This is a genomic window from Flavobacterium sp. DG1-102-2, assembly GCF_033042555.1.
Taxonomy (GTDB): domain Bacteria; phylum Bacteroidota; class Bacteroidia; order Flavobacteriales; family Flavobacteriaceae; genus Flavobacterium.
Genome location: NZ_JAWLIK010000004.1, coordinates 110,295 through 129,147 on the forward strand (window position 1 = coordinate 110,295; position 18,853 = coordinate 129,147).

An 18,853-nucleotide genomic window follows, 5' to 3' on the forward strand; every position below is an offset into this window, starting at 1 on the left:
GCTTTTTCTCAAGTTATATATTAAAGGGTGCTCATGTCTATAACAAACCGGTAACGTACATCGCCTTTAAGCATCCTGTCATAGGCAGTGTGGATATCTTTTATATTGATCAGCTCAATGTCTGATACTATGTTATGTTCTGCACAAAAATCAAGCATTTCCTGGGTTTCAGGTACACCACCGGCACCGCTTCCGGTAACCGTTTTATTTCCTGAAGCTAATGTAAAAGCAGGAACAGTAAACGGCTCAACCGGCATGCCTACGTTAATGTAGGTTCCGTTAGTTCGCAGCATCGTCAGGTAGAGGTTAATATCATGATCTGCTGCAACGGTATCCAGTATAAAATCGAACGTTTTTGCAACAGCGGCCACTTCTTCATCATTTTTAGTTACCACAAAATGATGTGCGCCAAGTTTTTTGGCATCCTCACGCTTTGATTCTGATGTGCTCAAGACGGTAACTTCGGCACCAAAGGCCAACCCGAATTTAACGCCGAGATGACCCAGTCCGCCAAGACCTACGACCGCAAGTTTATGGCCTTTACCTACATTCCATTTGCGTAGTGGAGAGTAAGTGGTAATTCCTGCACATAGCAAGGGCGCGACAGCTGCAAGATACAGTTTTTCTGAAATGCTGTGTACATAACGTTCGTGCACAACATTGTTGCTGCTGTAGCCACCATATACTGGCAACCCATCTTTACCGAGGTTATTATAGGTTTGAACTCCTGTGGCGCAAAACTGTTCCTGCCCGTCGTTGCATTCGTCGCAATGGCGGCAGCTGTCTACCATCACACCCACACCGGCAAGGTCGCCTACTTTAAATTTGGTTACATGATTGCCTATCTGTGTTATGCGGCCTACTATCTCATGGCCCGGCACCATAGGGAACAACCCCGGAAACCATTCGTTTTTAGTAAGGTGGATATCGGTATGGCAAACACCACAAAATAAAATTTCTATATTCACATCGTGAGTACCTACATCGCGGCGTTCAAAATCCCACGGGGCTAAGTCTGTTTCTGCCGACTGAGCAGCATATCCTTTAGATTGTATCATTGTAATTTGCTTTAATATTATAGGCTTACCATCTGCATTCCCGAAGCATCATAACGATCACCCGTTACAGTACCTAACGGAATGATGCTTTCCAGTCTGTTCATTTCATCGTTTGTTAATGTAAAATCTACTGCAGCAATATTCTGCTCAATGTATTTTGTGCGTTTTGTTCCCGGTATCGGTACAAATCCTTTGTTTATGGTCCATGCAATAGCTAATTGTGAAGCTGTAGCCCCTTTTTCTGTGGCCAATTTATTAAGCTCATTTAGCAGCTCAATGTTTTTATAAAACTGCTCTCCCTGATATTTTGGGATGCCCCTCCTGAAATCGTTCTCAGGAAAATCTTCGGGAGTTTTAATTTCGCCCGATATAAAGCCGCGGCCCAGCGGAGAGTAGGGTACAAAACCGATACCAAGTTCTTTTACGGTATCCAGTATCCCTGCTTCTTCTACAGTCCTTTCAAAAAGAGAATATTCTGTTTGCAGCGCAGTTATGGGGTGCACAGCATGCGCTTTCTTTAAAGTTTCTGAACTAATTTCTGATAAGCCGATATAGCCAATTTTGCCTTCCTTAACTAAATCTGCCATAGCTCCTACTGTTTCTTCAATAGGAGTATTTGGGTCAAGGCGGTGCAGGTAATACAGGTCGATATGATCTGTGCCAAGATTTTTAAGCGAACGCTCCACGGCTTTCTTTACATAATCCTTCTGTCCGTTTATGCGCCAGGTAAGCTGTTCGTTGTCGTCTATCTCAAAACCAAATTTTGTTGCGATGATATAGCTGTCCCTGTTTCTTTTAATGGCTTTGGCAATTAGGCGTTCGTTAAGCAAAGGTCCGTAAAGGTCTGCAGTATCAAGAAAATTACCGCCCAGTTCAAGCGATCTGTGAATTGTTGCTATCGCTTCATTTTCATCGGCTTTGCCATATATGTCGTTTCCTGCAATGGTAGTCATCCCCATACAGCCAAGGCCTATGGCGGGAACTATCAATCCCTGGTTTCCTAATTTAACTTGTTTTATGCTCATGACGTTTTGGTTGTAAATATTTAAACCAAAGTTCTGCTTATTCTTCATGCCAAAAGTGTTCTGATTGCTTATTGTTGTATCCAAAATGATTTTGTAACAAAAATGAAGATGGCTCGTCTGTTATTTATGGGTGATACAGAAAATGAAAGTTTAAAAGAAAAAAGTTGGTTTAAAAGAAACTGGAAATGGCTGCTGCCAATGGTTATTATACCTGTGTTGGGGTTTACTTTACTTTTTTCGGTGATTTCTGCCGGGAGTGTTGGCGATTTTGCCAGTGCATTTTCTGATGAAAAACTATACCAAAATGCAATAGATAAAGCCAATAAAAATGTTGAGGTACAAAATGTACTTGGTACGCTTGAGCCTGTAAGTAATATGGGGATTGTAGAAAGCACAGTGGAATACACTAATACGAAACAATCTGTTACTCTTAGCATAAGAGTAAGCGGAGAGAAAGGAAAGGCTAAAATGGACGTAGTAGCCGATAAAAAAGGAAATGAATGGCGCTACACTTCTATTAAACTCAGGATAAAAGAGCCCAAGCGGGAAATTATAGTTTTACAATAAAATCATCATCAATCAAAAATAAGAAACGGTGGGCTTTTCAAAGTCTGCCGTTTTGCATTTGCGAGAGTGTAGAAGCCTGTTTTGTGAAATATTTATCCTATAAATGTGTTAATTCACTATTTAAGATTATCAATATAGTATAATTTTAGACAAAAAAACTAAGCTATGCATAACTACACCATGACCTTTACATACGACGGGGAGTTTGACCTGCCCGACGATGAGGCAGAAAGAAATAGGGATGTGCCGGCTATGGTCCTGGAAAAAATGGAAACGCATAAATTTCAGCTGGTCGACTTTAATCTTACTGAAAACTACGATAGGGAACACTCTAAAGTATATATAAATGATCCATTTATACACCGCGCAGTCTTAGAAATAAGGCTAGATCTTGCTATAAAAGACATGAAGAACAGGGAGGCTATTTTTAATCGCTGCCTGGAGGCATTGCAGCAGGATGAGGTATGCCTTGACTATGCGTTTGAAAATGACGACAAGCAAAAAGGAATGCTGCAAAGCATCATAATTTTTGATGCAAAGGAAAAGGCGCAGGCGTAATCGCGGTAATTTTATGTTTTATAATCGTGGGCTTTTGCCTAAATTGCAGGTCAATTATATGTTGACATGATACAAACTAAAAATATACATTTTTCTTATGGAAAAGGCACCGATTTCAGTTTTCCTGATATCGCTGCTGTTTCCGGCGAAACGCTTCTTATAACAGGAGGTTCCGGAAAAGGAAAAACTACACTGCTGCACCTTTTGGGAGGTTTGCAGCGTCCTAAAAGCGGTGAGGTACTTATAGAGAATACTAACATTGCTGCACTCTCAGAAAAAAAACTTGACCACTTCAGAGGAAAAAATATCGGACTGATATTACAGCAATCCTACTTTGTGGCGTCACTAAACGTGCTTGAAAATGTTGTGCTGGCTTCCTGGCTGGCCTCAGGTAAACAGGCTGTGGAGAAAGCGAAGCAGCTTCTTGCAGAGCTTGATCTTAAAGAGCAGCTGCATAAATTACCTTCGCAGTTGAGTATTGGCCAGCAGCAAAGGGTTTCTATTGCCCGTGCGCTTATTAATGAGCCTAAACTATTACTTGCAGATGAACCTACCTCAAGCTTAGATGATGAAAATGCCTTTAAGGTTGCCGATATGCTTTCGCATCTTGCAAAGCAATACGGCACCGCACTGGTAATCGTTACGCACGACCAAAGGCTTAAAGACCGCTTTTCAAACCAAATCTCTTTATCATGATCACTAAAATAGCCTGGAAAAATATTTGGTTCAAGCCATTAAATACGGCATTAAGCATTATACTTCTTACCGCAAGTGTTGCGATTATTACACTTCTTTTCTTGTTAGAAGAACAATTTGAAAAAAAATTCAGCGATAACATAGACGGGATTGATATTGTACTTGGAGCGCAGGGGAGTCCGCTGCAATTGATATTATCATCAGTTTATCAGGTTGATGCACCTACCGGAAATATAGATTACACCGAAGCAAAAAAATGGATGAAGCACCCGTTTGTGGAGTCGGCAATTCCATTAGCCTTTGGAGACAATTACAGAGGGTTCCGAATTGTGGGTACAACTCCCGAATATCTTACCAAATATGGCGCTGCATTAAAGGACGGGAAAGTATTTGTAAATAATTTTGATGTTGTGCTGGGTAGTGCCATAGCGCAAAAGATGAACATGAAAGTGGGGGATAAGTTCTTTGGTTCACACGGCGATGCCGCCGAGGGCGAAGTGCACGACCATCAGGCTTATACTGTTACAGGTATTGCAACACCTACAGGTAAAGTGGTGGACAATCTTATTCTGTGCAATATCCAGAGTGTTTGGGCAATGCATGATCACGAACACGAAGAAGGCGCAGAGGCTGAAGAGCATGATCATGATCATGAAGCTGCAGCAGATGCACACGATCACGAAGATCACGACCACAACCATGCCGAAAAAGCACACGATCACGAGCATGAAGAAAACGCTGTAATAAGCGAAGAAGGAAAAGAGATAACGGCAGTGCTGGTAAAATTCCGCAGCAAAATGGGTATCGTTACCTGGCCAAGGATAATAGCTCAGAATACAAAGATGCAGGCTGCGTCTCCTGCCATAGAGATAAACCGCCTGTTTGCCCTATTTGGTATCGGGCTTGATGCACTCAGGTATCTTGCCATTGGCATTATGATCATATCCGGCATAAGTATCTTTATTGCTTTATATAATACTTTAAAGGAAAGAAAATACGAATTTGCCCTGTTGCGCGTTAATGGTGCAAGCCGTTTACAATTACTTTCGCTGGTTCTCATAGAAAGCCTGCTTTTATGTGTTACCGGCTTTATCTTTGGAACAATTGTTGGTAGGGTAGCATTACTGTTTATTTCGGGTTCATCTGAGGACGAATTCAAGATGTCATTTAACCCGTTTCAATTTGTGTGGGAGAAGGAAGGATATTTATTCCTGCTCACTATCTTTGTAGGGATTTTGGCAGCGGTAATACCAGCTGTAAAAGCATATAGTTTAAATATTTCTAAAACACTCGCAAATGCGTAAGTCATATCTTTTTGTCGCCCTGCTTGCTGCAGGTATGTTGTTAATGTCGTTAGGAACGCCTTCTTCTGAAATTACAGTTGTAAAGGCTAATGGGGCTTCTTTTGCACCTGTTTCAGACACGCTTACATGGAAACTTTTAGCCCAGATCAAATACCTTAAGAAGCCAAGTAAAGATTATCCGGAAGGTGTTATGTTCCCCGTTATCAACCCTACGCTTAAGACCAAGAATAAAAAACCTATTACGATGAGTGGGTTTATTATCCCCATAGATAACAAAAACTATGCGCTTAGCAAGAACGTTTTTGCATCATGTTTTTTCTGCGGACAGGCAGGCCCTGAAACCATTATGGGTATTAAGTTCAAGAATACAGGAATGAAACTTAAGACTGATCAGTACGTGACACTTCAGGGGACATTCAGGTATAATGATACTGATGTTGATGATTGGATCTACCACGTAGAAAATGCAGTTATTACAAAAGGCAACTAATGAGGATATCCGGTAAAAAAGCAGTTTTTTTTGATCTCGACCATACCCTATGGGATTTCGAGAAAAATTCTGCAATTGCCTTTCAGACGATTATAGAAAAATATGGGCTCGGTATTTCGCATAACGAATTTAATGCCCATTATTCTCCCATCAATGCCAAGTACTGGAAACTGTACCGCGATGGGGAAATCACGCAGCAGGATCTTCGTTATGGCAGGCTAAAGGATACTTTTGATCTTCTTGACTTTAAAGTAAGCGACAATTTGCTGCATATCGTTTCTGAAGAATATATCGAACTTCTTCCTGTTAACAGCCACCTTCATGACGGTACGGTAGAGATACTTGAATATCTTAAATCAAAATACAGCCTTCATATTATTACAAACGGGCCAGACAAAGTGCAGGAATTAAAACTTAGGAATTCTAACCTTATTCATTACTTTGATACCATAACAAATTCTGAACTTGCAGGCTGTAAAAAGCCCCATGCCGGTATCTTTGAATATGCCCTTAATCTCGCTAAGGCTGAAAAAAGCCAAAGTGTCATGATTGGCGACTGTATAGAGGCCGATGTCCAGGGCGCATTAGACTTTGGGCTGGATGCTATCTTTTATAACGAACACAAGCACGAAGTTTCTTCTGCCATAAAACAGGTCAACCACCTGTTAGATCTTAAAACAATACTATAAAAACTATGAAAAAGACGTTACTGCTTTTTGCTTTGCTTATCTCGGGACTCGGATTTGCGCAAAGCTTAAACGATTATCAATACATAATCGTGCCAGCTAAATTTGAATGGCTTAAAGAAGAAAATAAATTTAACCTGAACGCATTAACAAAAATGATGTTTGAAAAACAGGGCTTCCAGGTTTTTTATCCTACAGATAAATTACCGGATGAACTGGCGTTAGACAGGTGTAAATCACTATATGCTAACGTAGAAAATGAATCAAATTTATTGACCACTGCACTTACCATTACCATTAACACCTGCGACGGTAAAAACGTTTTTACTTCTTTAAAGGGGAAAAGTAAAGAGAAGACCTATCAAAAGGCTTATTACGAGGCGTTGCGCGAGGCATCGCAATCTGTAAAGCAGATAAATTATAAATATTCAGGAAAAAGTACTGTTGCAGTAAAGCAAAGTGCTCCGGTAGCGGCAGGACAGCAGGCAGCTACACCCGTAACAGTAAATAACGATAATGCGCTTTTTGCACAGCCAATAGCTAATGGATATCAATTGGTAGACAGTACTCCTATGATCGTGCTTAAAATATACAAAACATCGCAGCAGGACTCATATACTGCTGTGTCAGAAAATAAAAATGGTGTTGTATTTAAAAGAGGTAACGATTGGATCTTTGAATATTACCAAAATGATAAACTAGTTTCAGAAAAGCTGAATATTAAGTTTTAAAAGAAGATATTAGGTGCTGAGTCACTTAGTTTCTGAGGCCTGAGAACCTAAGAGCCTAAGTCACTCAGCAACTTTTTTAATACCCATACTTCTTCCACCTGTTCTTTAAAAATTCCCTTGTAGAATTTTCCCTGGAGTTGTTTCCAGGATCATAAAAAGCGGTGTTTCTAATTTCGTCTGGCAGGAATTCCTGATCGGCAAAATTATTATCATAATCGTGGGCATACTTGTATTCGTCTCCATAGCCCAGTTCTTTCATGAGTTTTGTTGGCGCATTGCGCAAATGTAATGGTACAGGCAGGTCGCCTGTCTGCTTAACAATTTGCTGTGCTTTGCCTATTGCCATATAGCTGGCGTTGCTTTTAGGCGATGTAGCGAGGTAAATAGCGCACTGGCTTAATAATATCCTTGATTCCGGATAGCCTATTGTTGCGACAGCCTGAAAAGTATTATTTGCCATAATGAGTGCTGTAGGGTTGGCATTCCCAATATCTTCAGAAGCTAATATAAGCATACGTCGTGCAATAAACTTAAGGTCTTCGCCACCTTCTATCATTCTTGCAAGCCAATATACCGCTCCGTTAGGATCACTGCCGCGCATGGATTTGATAAAAGCCGAAATGATATCATAATGCTGCTCCCCGGTCTTGTCATACAGCACGGTATTTTTCTGAGCCAGCTGCATCACGCGGTCGTTTGTAATTTCTATATCATCACCCTCGGAGGCATTTACCACTAATTCAAAAATGTTGAGCAGCTTTCTGCCATCTCCACCCGAAAGGCGGAGCAGCGCCTCTGTCTCTTTTAAATCAATATTTTTTGTTTTGAGATAAGCATCTGCCTCCATTGCTCGATGCAGCAGTGCTTCAAGATCCTCTTTAGTAAAAGCATTCAGTACATATACCTGGCAGCGTGACAGCAGTGCCGGAATTACTTCAAAGCTTGGGTTTTCGGTTGTTGCACCTATAAGTGTTACCCATCCTTTTTCTACCGCTGCAAGAAGCGAATCCTGCTGTGATTTGCTAAAGCGGTGTATCTCATCAATAAAAAGTATAGGATTTTTTGCAGTAAAAAGTCCGCCGCTTTGTTTTGCCTTATCAATAACTTCACGTACATCTTTTACCCCTGCATTAATCGCGCTGAGTATATAAAACGGGCGGTTGCTTTCTTGCGCAATGATCTGGGCGAGCGTAGTTTTTCCGGTGCCCGGAGGACCCCATAATATTAACGAGGGAATTATTCCGCGGGCTATTTGGTGGGTAAGTGAGCCGTTAGGGCCAACAAGATGCTGCTGGCTTATGTATTCTGATAAATGCTGTGGGCGTATGCGTTCTGCCAAAGGTGCTTCCATGATGTAAAATTACATATTTATACAATAAGCAGCAGTTCATATAATGCTAAAATCAATGTGTGTTTTTTATTTGCTCTGTCAGATTGGCTCGTGTGAAAGGGTAACTTTCTGACAAAATAACCGAAAATCTTTTTGGTTGCATTTTTGACTGACTCCTTTCATGACCGATACAAACGAATTCAGATTTTCACCCTCAGTGCTTGCATGGCCATTGTATTTTGTGCTGTCGCTATGGCTGGTGTATTGGGTTGAAGTGAAATACCACATATATCTTAACGAATATGGCATTTTGCCGCGAACATTTATTGGGCTAAGGGGAATTGTCCTCAGCCCTTTTCTCCACGGCAGCCTTGAACACTTATATAACAATTCTGTGCCGCTGGTAGTGCTTATTGCTGCGCTGCGATATTTTTACCGGAAACAGGCATTGCAGGTGCTAGTGTATGGAGTACTGCTTTCAGGGTTTATAACCTGGTTGATAGGGCGGGAGTCGTACCACATAGGTGCAAGCGGACTTATCTATGTTCTCGTAGCCTTTATGTTCTTTAAAGGTATTCAGACCGGTTATTATCGTCTTGTCGCCTTATCGCTAACCATAATAGTTTTATATGGTGGTATGGTGTGGTATGTTTTTCCCGGAGTAGAAGAGAATATATCGTGGGAAGGACATTTAGGCGGACTGATAAGCGGATTTCTTTTCTCTAGGATATACAAAACACCCGAATATAAAAAGGAAATCGTATATGACTGGCAGCGCCCTGATTTCGACCCTAAACAGGATCCTTTCATGAAGCGTTTTGATGAGTATGGCAACTTTGTAAATCCACCTAAACCAGAAGACATAGAAGTTATTGATGCCGAAATTCTTTCGCCGCCGGCTATTCAGTATCCTTCGTTAAGAATTGTGTATAATTATGTGCCTAAACCCAATGAGGATAAAGGTGATAATGATAGTTCGATAAATTAATTTAAGAGGTTAGCTTCTTTGTCTTACAGCTTCGTAAAGGAATGCACCACAGGCCACAGAAACGTTTAACGAACCTATTGTTCCAAACATAGGAAGCTTCGCTTTTTCATCAACGATCTTTAATACAGATGGGTTGATACCCCTGTCTTCAGAACCCATGATGATTGCTACCGGCTCATTCAGAGTAACATCATAGATGTTGTTTTCTGTTTTTTCTGTAGCAGCAACGGTTTTAATGCCTGATCCCTGAAGATGGAAAATAGCATCTTTAATATGCTCTACTTTACAGATGGGAACATTAAATACCGCTCCGGCAGATGTTTTTACGGTATCCCCATTAACAGGCGCAGAGCCTTGTTTCTGAACGATTATTCCATCAACACCTGTACATTCTGCAGTACGGATGATAGCGCCAAAGTTACGCGCGTCTGACAGCTGGTCAAGAATAAGGAAAAGAGGTGTTTTACCGCTTTCGGTTACTTTTTCTATCAGTTCTTCAAGATTGTGGAAAGAAATAGGGGCGATAGTTGCTACTGCGCCCTGGTGGTTATTAGGTGTTAAACGGTTTAGCTTTTCTACGGGAACGTAGCTAAAGTTAACGTTGTTTGCCTTCATGGCCTTCATAAGGTCTTTCATGAGATCGCTCTGGGCATCTTTCTGAATAAATACCTTGTCAATTTCTTTGCCTGCGTGTATAGCCTCTATTATAGCCCTGATACCGAAAATCTGGTGTTCTTTTTCCATGGCGCAAAGGTATAAAAAAAGAGGATGGCAATAACACCATCCTCAATATTGATTAACTAACTTAAATTTATTGCTTTGTGTAAACGGAATCCCCCAGATCTCCAAATTCATTTTCAAAATGTATCGTAAGAGTACCGTCAGGATTTACAGTGCCGGTAAGGTTAACCGTGCCTCCAAACGCGTCAGTAAATGACCCGCTAATTGTACCGCATACATCTGAGAAAGAACCAGGTGCATTGTCTGCAGTAATTCCGTAAATATCATACCATAGAAGATATAGTCCTCCGAAACCATCAGACATTGTATAATTTCCCCCGCCATTGTCAGTAATAATTGTGGTGGAAGCGAAATCTGAAATCGGATTTTCATCAGGTGTAGGCCCTGAATCTGTTGACGAACCACTACTCAATACACTATAAGTACCTCCAAGATCGGAAGGGCATGATACCGTATACGTTTGCGTAACACTAAATACAGTTGAGTTTGCTATATCCTGCCCGTAATTTTGAGCTCCGGTTTCTTCGTTTAGTAGTTTTATAACGGTGCCATCTTTCAGGGTAAGGTCAGTCGAAATTTTTAATTGATCCCCTAATGCAAAATCGGCATCTGTTGCAAGTGATTCAAACGTACTAATAAGTGAAGCCTTAGTAAGATTTATAGTTGTTGGGAATGTAGTTACATTATCAGCTAAAATCGCTTTTTCTACAGTACCGTCAGTCTTAATGTAAAAACCTACGACATCCATAGAAGCAGGATCTCCAAAACCTTTGTCTACCGTAAACGATAACGCAAATTCATTTCCTTCCTGTACATTTACAAGATTTATAATAAGGTCACTGCCTTCTACTTTTTTAATATTAGGGACTGCGCCTTCCTGCAGGGTTCTTACAGAGTCTCCTCCATCATCGTTACACGACAGTAACATTGCTGCGGCAAACAATGAAGCAAATATTATTTTTATATTTTTCATGATTTACAATTTAGTTGTCCCAGAATATTTTATAGGTTGTTGCATTTTTCTGAGATGGAGCGTTAGCATTAACATTTAGCTCAGTCTGTGGCCAGAACAGCGATACCTGGAATGGGTTGTTTTGCACTGTTTGAGAATCGATTAGTGGAAAATCATCGCCGTTGTTCAGCTGGTACTCAGGTGAAGCGCCTAACGGGTTAGCTAATACAGGGAATCCTGTCCTTCTGTAATCTGTGTATTGGTCCATCGGGTCACCAAATGTTGCTACCCATTTTTGAGTCATGATTATCTCAAGCTTTTTAGCAGCATCTCCCGCGGCATACTCTGTCATGACACCACTTACAAACGCATTAACAGGGGTTGTGCCTGATAATAATGGTACACCTTGTGTAGTACCGCTGTTTGCGACAACCTGGTCTACTTTAGCAAAACTTGCATTGATGGCAGCTTCCAGCTGTGCGCCGGCATCGCCTGTCATTACTCCAGCTAGCATAAGTTCGGCTTTGATGTAAAGGAATTCATCGTAGGTAAGGATTCTTTTTGGAGCTTTTCCTGTACCGCCATTAATATCCATTACACCTCCCTGCTGATCATCATAGCGTCCTCCACACGGAAATATTCCCGGGTATGTATATGAGTTTTCGGCACTCGAATCTCTCCATGGTCCTGTGCTTCCAAAACGGATGCTGAAGAATCCGGTTGCTTTGTCCCAGTAATCTGCTTTTGGATTACCTGTTCCGGGATCTCCCTGGTCGGGAGGGAATTCGCCGGCAGTAAGCTGGTTAAAGAAATAATAAGGCATACGTGGATCAGGATTTCCATTATGGATATTAGGGTTAACACCTTTTAGGATCTCATAGAACCAAGGACTCATGTAAGTAGAGAACTGCGTACTGCCATAAGAAGCCACATAGAATCTGTTTCTTTCATCCGACGGCGACGTAGTTGTAGTGTGCTTAAATTCAAAATCATCGGCGTTAGACTGGAAGAAATTGTTTTCAGCAATTAATGCAGCAACATCTGTAGCATTAAACAATGATGTCGAACGGATTTGGTTGTATAGCTTTAATTTAAAGGTGTTCGCAAAGCGTATCCACTTATCCATATTTCCGCCATAGTATAAATCGTCGGTACCCGGTTTTATTGTTCCTGCACCACTGGCCATATTTATTTTGGCAGTTTCGATAAGCTCTAATACAGAGGCATAAATTTCCTGTTGATTGTCAAATTTTGGAGTATTTATTCCTCCGGCTAATTTAGTTGCTTCTGTATAGGGTACATCACCCCATATATCTACAGCGACAGACATTAAATAAGCCTTTTCCATTTGCGCAACCCCTACATAGACCATTGCGCCTTCTTCGGTTCCCTGGCTAATTAGAGTTTCAATATCTGTTAATGTCAGGTACGTGTTGTCCCATTCATTGTTAAGATTAATATTGTCAACTTTAGTACCATATTGATCCATTTCTTCACGCACAACCATCTGGTGGGTGTACACCTGTAAAATGTCACCGGCGTAAAACTGAAAATCTGTGGTAGCCCCAAGTGACCTTTGTGTGTTAGTTAGCAGCAGGTTAAGAGGAGCTTCGGTAGGTGAATCCTTATCATCGTTAACGTTGAGATAATCGTCACATCCTGTAAAGAGCATTGCGGTAAATAATACTGCAATACCGTATTTAGTATTTTTAAGTAGTTTCATCTTTATTTTTTTAGAATGATAGATTTATCTTAAACCCATATCGTTTTGCTGTTGGAGCTGCCGATACCTCAATTCCCTGAAGATTAGTCGATCCGTAGCTGGTAGTTTCCGGGTCAAAGTTTGTATACTTAGGAACATTTGGCGCCCAATACCACAAGTTGTTGGCAATAAAAGCGAAGCTTACTTTGCCAAAAGGAGTTTTCTCAAGGAATTTTTGCGGCAGGTCATACGTTAAGCTCAATTCTCTTAACCTGTAAACTGTACCGTCATAAATTCTTGCCTCGTCCACACTGTTTATTGCAAAAGTGTTACCACCTGCTGGAGAGAAGTAAAGTTCCTGCGCACTAAGCTGTGTAGTATTAGGGATTTTATTTCCGTTACCATCAAGTATAGGAGTTCCGTCGTTGTTACCATATACACCAGGAATTATAAATGTGCGTTCCCTGTCTTCTGTATCCCTGGTTACACCGCGCCCTAAATAAGATTCGATAGTTGAAGAAGATACATCTCCGCCTTTTCTCCAGTCTACCTGCGCTCTAAGGGTTATTCCTTTATAGCTAAAACTGTTTATGAAGTTCATTTTAAAATCAGGGTTAGGGTCACCTATTATGCCTAATTCAGGATCCTGGATGATACCACCACCTGAGGGGTTAATAAGGTAATTGCCTTCGTCATCCCTCGCAAATTTAGTTCCATAAAACACCCCAAATGGCTGTCCCGGAATTGCATAAGCAACTTCATTAGCGTTTAGCTGTGATCTTTCAAGGCCGGTTAAGTCTGTTACCTCATTTTTGTTTTTGGTAAAGTTCGTAGTCCAGGTCCATTTAAAGCTTTCGGTTTGAACAGGTACTAACGTAAAGCCTATCTCAACACCTTTATTTGTCATAGTAGCAGCATTTGTTACTAATGACTGATATCCTGATGAGGAAGGCTGTGGTAAATCATATATAAGGTTAAAAGCTTTTTTGCTGTAGTAAGTAAAGTCTAGTATGATCCTTCTGTTAAAAAATTCAAGATCTGTACCTATTTCAAATTCTTTTGCAAACTCAGGTTTAAGATCCGGATTTGGTAAAGTAGTAGGATTACCAATTGTAGGCTGGCCGTTATACGCTACACCCAAAGGGTAAGTAAGACTAATAGCTTCGGCATATGTATCACGCCCTACTTTTGCGTAACTTGTTCTGATCTTAGCAAATGTCAGCACTTTGCTGTCTAGTTTTAAAGCTTCGGTAAGTATAAAAGATAAGCTTCCTGAAGAATAGAAATAGGATCTGTTGTTTACATTAAGTGTAGATGAGATGTCATTTCTGGCAGTACCGTTTAAGAATAAGAAATCAGAATACGATAGCGTTGCGTCTGCAAAAAATCCTATTGTTCTTTTTCTACTTGTATTGTCTGCAAGATTAGATACTTCTTTAGTGTTTCTTAGGCTGTAAATTCCCGGAACTGCAAAATCCCTTCCATAAAAATTTTGTCGGGTCTGGGTGTTTTGGAATATGTTGTTACCTAAGATACCCTGAAAACCGATTTTTTCTGAGATTTTATAATCAAAATTCACTAATAAAGTAGACTCGATATCTTCATTCGAGAAGTCGTCTAAAGTTATAGAACCAACCCCTGTGTCAGCGCGTGAGTATAAATCACGTATCTGCCTTCTGGAAAGATCATATTTATTGATACCTAAACGATATGAAGCTGAGATATGATCGTTGAATGAATAGCCTAAGTTAAAACCGGCAACAGTTCTTTGTGTATTAGTAGTAATCTGGTCATGCTTTAGAGACCAAAGCGGGTGGTCGTACCCTGCGTTAGGAATTACGCTGGCTCCTTTTGCATCTTCGTATGGAAGATTAAAGTCCCAATTCCTTGCCAGGAAAAGTGTTCTTGCAAACGAAGACGAAGCACCATCGTACTGGGTCTCTCCAAAAAATCCACCTACCTGTTTTGTCTGAGCATAACTTAAATTAGCTCCTACAGTAATACCATTTTTCATCTTAAAAGTTCCACCTGTAGAAACAGATGTCCTGTCATAAGTATTGTAAGGTATGTAACCGTCCTGATTAAGGTCAGACAATGTAAGGTTAAAACTTCCGTCTTCTCCTGAGTAGTTAAGGTTTAATGAGTTTTCTAAAACAGTACCTGTACGGAAAAGATCTTTTACATTATTAGGTTTGGCAACATATGGAACAGTTGCGCCAAATTGACCCGGGAATGCATTTGCAAGGTTAGGCCATGTTGGTATTGTTTCCATAGAGTCAAAACGTGGTCCCCATGATCCGTTTGCATTACTATATAAAAAGTTTGCACCCGCACCATATGTGTTTTGATACTCAGGTAAATTTGCTATGTTTTCAAAATAAGTCCCGTTGCTGTAGCTAACGCCTAATTTGTTGTTTGTGTTAGAACCGGGTGAGCCTGATTTTGTTGTTATAACAATTACTCCATTCATGGCTCTTGAGCCATAAAGCGCAGATGCTGCCGCACCTTTAAGTACGTTCATCGACGCAATGTCGTTAGGGTCTAAGCTGGAAAGGGCGTTTTCATAACCACCACCACCTGTTACACGGTCAGATGTTTGTACCTCCGTGTTGTCATAAGCTACTCCATCCACGATAATAAGAGGCTGTGTGTTGCCTGTAAGGCTGCTTGTTCCCCTGATGGTAATTTGATTCGCTGATCCGGCGACACCGCTGGAAACGTTGACGTTAACCCCGGGTACTTTTCCGTTTAAGGCACGGATAAGGTCAGGTTCAGAGTTTTCGGTCAGGTCGGAGCTTTTGATACTGCTTACAGAATATCCTAAATCTTTAGGATTCCTTTTAATACCAAATGCCGTTACGACTACGCCTTCAAGCTCTGTAGCCTCATCTGCCATAGTGATGTTCATCGTAGTCATGCTTGCGAGTGTTTCGCGGTTTTTCATTCCTACGTAGCTAAGCACCAAAATGTCTGTGGGAGCTGCCTGAATCGTAAATTTACCGTCCATGTCGGTTTGGGTTCCGGTGGTTGTACCTTTAATAAGCACATTTACTCCCGGGATTGGGAATCCACCTTCATCTTTAACTGTACCGGATACAGTTCGCTGTTGTGCAAACGAGATTTGCATCATTAACGCCATGACGAGCGTTAACAAAACACGAAGCCTTGTTTTCATTGAAATAGATTTGAGTTAGTATCCCAAATTTGCGTTGAAACATCGTGATATGCAAGTTTTTTAAGAAAATATTTAGAATTTTTGTAAGAAGTATGTATTTAGTGTAATCAATATGTTAAAATTGCGTCCTGAAGGTTATGTGTATTATTGAGTTGGACAGCTTGATTTGCTGGTCTTTAGTGCTTCCATTGGCATAAATTATATTGAATAGCCCATTTTTGGTAAATAAGCCAAAACCAAACCCTAATCCTAGCAAATTATTGTTAATATCAGACGATTTGTCCTGAAAGTAACCATAATCAGTTATAGAGTGAATAAACAAATTAGAGGAAAGAATATATCTGTACTCTGCCATTATTGAAGTCATGAGATTTGCCTGAAGGCTGTTTTCATTAAAACCCCGAATCGAATTTATACCGCCAAACCTGAATAACTCGTTAATGATATACGTTCGGCTGTTAAGGTAATAATTTTGGCTTTTTATGTTTATTATGTTGCGCTTATTTAAGTATAAGTTATGAGAAAAATTAAGCTGCGCGAAGTATTGGTTGGAATCTCCTGCTTTAGAATCTCGCTTTCCTGTGCCTCCTTTTATGAATAAATAAGTTTTTTCAGGAAATATGAAGTCGTCCAGGTTGTATTTTGTGTATTCGTAGGTAGAGGTCCAGAAAGAATTTGAGTAATCGCTAAGTGAGCTGGTGTTCAGGTTTTGGATGTCAATGGACTGCGATTGCTGTCTTCCTATAAATAGTTTGGAATTGTAGCTAAAATAATAGCCTATGTTAACATCGGTAATCGTATTCTGAAATGTACTGTCCTGTTTAAATATCTTGAGGCTTCCTTTTAGTCCTATGGGGCTTCTGAATATATATGGGAGTTCAAGTGACGCATTGAAGGTTGTTTGTTTGTTGCCGTCGCTTTTCCAAAAAAGGTTGAATTTTTCTCCGGTATTCAATACGTTATTAAGGGCAAGGTCGAGGTATCCGTTAAACACAACTTTGTTTTGGTCGTTATTCGAAAAACCGATAAATCCGTCAAAGCTGTTGGGTTTTGCTTTTTCTACATAAACGTAAACCTTTGTAGTATCCTGTTTAAAAAGAATTTCAGGATAACGGGGCTGGCTTACGAAACGAAGTGCATTAAAGTCGTTATATATACGTTGCAAATTTTCCTGGTTGAAGACTTTGCCTTTGTATTGCTTTGCAATGTTTTTGCGTATTCCTTCGGGGAACTTTTTGTAGCCCTCCAGAACGATATCAGCGAGCAGTCGTTTTTTTTCTGTCTTTGCGATAAGATAGGCGTGGAGCGAATTGTTTGCGGCAGAATAATCTGTTAGCTGCAGGCTGCTTAACGAATATCCCCTTCGTTCTAATGACTTTACCCTGCCTGTCATAAAACTTTCTATATCTGCAATGTTTAAGGTAAGGGTGTCTTTTGATATTTCGAGTAGTTCTTTTATTTCGGCATCAATGCGGTTGGTGTATATATGTATGGTTTTCGTTTTTGAGCCAATGGAAAATTTATATGCAAAGGTGCTGTCGTTGGTTTTCAGGCTGCCAATAAGATTATTTTCCAAAAATCCCATTCTTGTAAGTCTGTCAGAGAGCGCCGCACTTTCATCGTTGATAGATTTTACATTTTCATGAAGGGTTTTATAAGTAAGGGAATCTATTGTTTTTGTTTCTGCGTTAGTACGCCCTTCAACTTTAAGGTGAAGGTTTTGTGCATCTGCCTGACTAAAGGCGATTAATACGATATATATAAGGAGAAGTCTTTTCAACGGTAAATTGTTAGCCGTAAAAATAACGTAAAAAACACTGAAAAAATATGTGTGGGATTTTTTTGAATACGATAGGTTTGAAAATTAATGTTTTAAGGTTTGTTTTGTTTAATTTTATTTTTACATTTGCAACCCCGTAAAAAGCGGGTTTTTTAATAATTAGAATTTTTATAATTAATTATGCCAACAATTCAGCAATTAGTAAGAACAGGGAGAGCCCAGATAACTAAGAAGAGTAAATCGGCTGCTTTAGATTCTTGCCCTCAAAGAAGAGGGGTTTGTACACGTGTTTACACTACAACACCTAAGAAACCGAATTCTGCAATGCGTAAAGTTGCAAGGGTTCGTTTAACAAACGGTAACGAGGTGAATGCTTACATTCCTGGAGAGGGACACAATCTACAAGAGCACTCGATAGTATTAGTTAGAGGCGGAAGGGTAAAAGATTTACCGGGAGTTAGGTATCACATTGTGCGTGGAGCGCTTGACACTGCAGGTGTTAGCGGAAGAACACAAAGGAGATCTAAGTACGGTGCTAAACGCCCTAAAGACAAAAAGTAGTTTTAAAAAACTTTTAAAGTAAAGACATGAGAAAAAGACAGGCCAAAAAAAGACCTCTTTTGCCAGATCCAAGGTTTAACGACCAATTAGTAACACGTTTTGTGAATAACCTAATGTGGGATGGTAAAAAATCAACAGCTTTCAAAGTATTTTATGATGCAATTGACATCGTAGAGTCTAAGAAACAAGATGCTGAAAAATCAGCTTTAGAAATTTGGAAAGACGCTTTAACTAACGTTATGCCTCACGTAGAAGTACGTAGCCGTAGGGTAGGTGGTGCTACGTTCCAGATTCCAATGCAGATTCGTCCGGATAGAAAAATATCTATGGCGATGAAATGGATGATTCTTTATGCAAGAAGAAGAAACGAGAAATCTATGGCTCAAAGACTAGCGTCTGAAGTTTTAGCTGCTGCTAAAGAAGAAGGTGCTGCTGTTAAAAAGAGAATGGATACTCACAAAATGGCAGAAGCTAACAAAGCATTCTCTCACTTTAGATTTTAATTCATA

General features: G+C 40.2%; 18 protein-coding genes. 10 read left to right on the forward strand and 8 right to left on the reverse strand.

Annotated features, from left to right (window positions below; genetic code table 11):
- Window positions 1-20 precede the first annotated feature (20 nt).
- Window positions 21-1,058, reverse strand: coding sequence for an NAD(P)-dependent alcohol dehydrogenase (locus tag R1T16_RS07640; protein WP_317500514.1), 1,038 nt, complete (start codon window positions 1,056-1,058; stop codon window positions 21-23).
- A gap of 17 nt (window positions 1,059-1,075) precedes the next feature.
- The gene (locus R1T16_RS07645) at window positions 1,076-2,083 is read right to left on the reverse strand and encodes an aldo/keto reductase (RefSeq protein WP_317500515.1); all 1,008 of its coding nucleotides are present in this window, start codon (window positions 2,081-2,083) and stop codon (window positions 1,076-1,078) included.
- A 108-nt stretch (window positions 2,084-2,191) separates the two neighbouring features.
- Here R1T16_RS07645 and R1T16_RS07650 point away from each other — a divergent pair, with 108 nt between their 5' ends.
- The 7 genes from R1T16_RS07650 (at window position 2,192) to R1T16_RS07680 (ending at window position 7,115) form a co-directional block, all read left to right on the forward strand.
- A complete protein-coding gene (locus R1T16_RS07650; protein WP_317500516.1) occupies window positions 2,192-2,650 on the forward strand; it encodes a cytochrome c oxidase assembly factor Coa1 family protein in 459 nt (152 codons plus the stop codon).
- Between the two features lie 165 nt (window positions 2,651-2,815).
- Entirely contained in the window at window positions 2,816-3,208 is a 393-nt protein-coding gene (locus R1T16_RS07655; RefSeq protein ID WP_317500517.1) for a hypothetical protein, read from the forward strand.
- Window positions 3,209-3,274: 66 nt separating this feature from the next.
- A complete protein-coding gene (locus R1T16_RS07660; RefSeq protein WP_317500518.1) occupies window positions 3,275-3,904 on the forward strand; it encodes an ABC transporter ATP-binding protein in 630 nt (209 codons plus the stop codon).
- On the forward strand, window positions 3,901-5,208 hold the full coding sequence (locus tag R1T16_RS07665; protein WP_317500519.1) for an ABC transporter permease: 1,308 nt from the start codon (window positions 3,901-3,903) through the stop codon (window positions 5,206-5,208). Before R1T16_RS07660 ends, R1T16_RS07665 begins: the two co-directional genes overlap by 4 nt.
- Complete coding sequence (locus R1T16_RS07670; RefSeq protein WP_317500520.1) at window positions 5,201-5,698, forward strand: hypothetical protein; 498 nt, start codon at window positions 5,201-5,203, stop codon at window positions 5,696-5,698. The genes R1T16_RS07665 and R1T16_RS07670 overlap by 8 nt, the downstream gene beginning before the upstream one ends.
- Window positions 5,698-6,387, forward strand: a complete 690-nt coding sequence (locus tag R1T16_RS07675; RefSeq protein WP_317500521.1) for a YjjG family noncanonical pyrimidine nucleotidase — start codon at window positions 5,698-5,700, stop codon at window positions 6,385-6,387. Before R1T16_RS07670 ends, R1T16_RS07675 begins: the two co-directional genes overlap by 1 nt.
- Window positions 6,388-6,392: 5 nt before the next feature.
- On the forward strand, window positions 6,393-7,115 hold the full coding sequence (locus tag R1T16_RS07680) for a hypothetical protein (protein ID WP_317500522.1): 723 nt from the start codon (window positions 6,393-6,395) through the stop codon (window positions 7,113-7,115).
- Window positions 7,116-7,191: 76 nt separating this feature from the next.
- Here R1T16_RS07680 and R1T16_RS07685 read toward each other — a convergent pair whose 3' ends face one another.
- Window positions 7,192-8,466 (reverse strand): replication-associated recombination protein A, encoded by a 1,275-nt coding sequence (locus R1T16_RS07685; RefSeq protein WP_317500523.1) that lies wholly within the window; start codon window positions 8,464-8,466, stop codon window positions 7,192-7,194.
- Window positions 8,467-8,626: 160 nt separating this feature from the next.
- Between R1T16_RS07685 and R1T16_RS07690 the strand changes: the two genes are divergently transcribed.
- Window positions 8,627-9,433, forward strand: a complete 807-nt coding sequence (locus R1T16_RS07690) for a rhomboid family intramembrane serine protease (protein WP_317500524.1) — start codon at window positions 8,627-8,629, stop codon at window positions 9,431-9,433.
- A gap of 9 nt (window positions 9,434-9,442) precedes the next feature.
- Here the strand turns inward: R1T16_RS07690 and rlmB are convergent, their stop codons facing one another.
- The 5 genes from rlmB to R1T16_RS07715 form a co-directional block, all read right to left on the reverse strand.
- Window positions 9,443-10,177, reverse strand: coding sequence for a 23S rRNA (guanosine(2251)-2'-O)-methyltransferase RlmB (gene rlmB, locus R1T16_RS07695; protein ID WP_317500525.1), 735 nt, complete (start codon window positions 10,175-10,177; stop codon window positions 9,443-9,445).
- Window positions 10,178-10,244: 67 nt separating this feature from the next.
- A complete protein-coding gene (locus R1T16_RS07700) occupies window positions 10,245-11,147 on the reverse strand; it encodes a hypothetical protein (RefSeq protein WP_317500526.1) in 903 nt (300 codons plus the stop codon).
- Window positions 11,148-11,157: 10 nt separating this feature from the next.
- Window positions 11,158-12,849 carry a SusD/RagB family nutrient-binding outer membrane lipoprotein gene (locus R1T16_RS07705; RefSeq protein WP_317500527.1) on the reverse strand — a complete coding sequence of 564 codons (1,692 nt, stop codon included), beginning with the start codon at window positions 12,847-12,849 and terminating at the stop codon, window positions 11,158-11,160.
- Window positions 12,850-12,859: 10 nt separating this feature from the next.
- Window positions 12,860-16,003, reverse strand: coding sequence for a SusC/RagA family TonB-linked outer membrane protein (locus tag R1T16_RS07710; RefSeq protein WP_317500528.1), 3,144 nt, complete (start codon window positions 16,001-16,003; stop codon window positions 12,860-12,862).
- A gap of 115 nt (window positions 16,004-16,118) precedes the next feature.
- The gene (locus R1T16_RS07715) at window positions 16,119-17,783 is read right to left on the reverse strand and encodes a hypothetical protein (protein ID WP_317500529.1); all 1,665 of its coding nucleotides are present in this window, start codon (window positions 17,781-17,783) and stop codon (window positions 16,119-16,121) included.
- Window positions 17,784-17,963: 180 nt separating this feature from the next.
- Between R1T16_RS07715 and rpsL the strand changes: the two genes are divergently transcribed.
- Both rpsL and rpsG read left to right on the forward strand, forming a co-directional pair.
- A complete protein-coding gene (rpsL, locus tag R1T16_RS07720) occupies window positions 17,964-18,344 on the forward strand; it encodes a 30S ribosomal protein S12 (RefSeq protein ID WP_057671645.1) in 381 nt (126 codons plus the stop codon).
- A gap of 26 nt (window positions 18,345-18,370) precedes the next feature.
- The gene (rpsG, locus tag R1T16_RS07725) at window positions 18,371-18,847 is read left to right on the forward strand and encodes a 30S ribosomal protein S7 (protein ID WP_057671647.1); all 477 of its coding nucleotides are present in this window, start codon (window positions 18,371-18,373) and stop codon (window positions 18,845-18,847) included.
- Window positions 18,848-18,853: the final 6 nt, after the last annotated feature.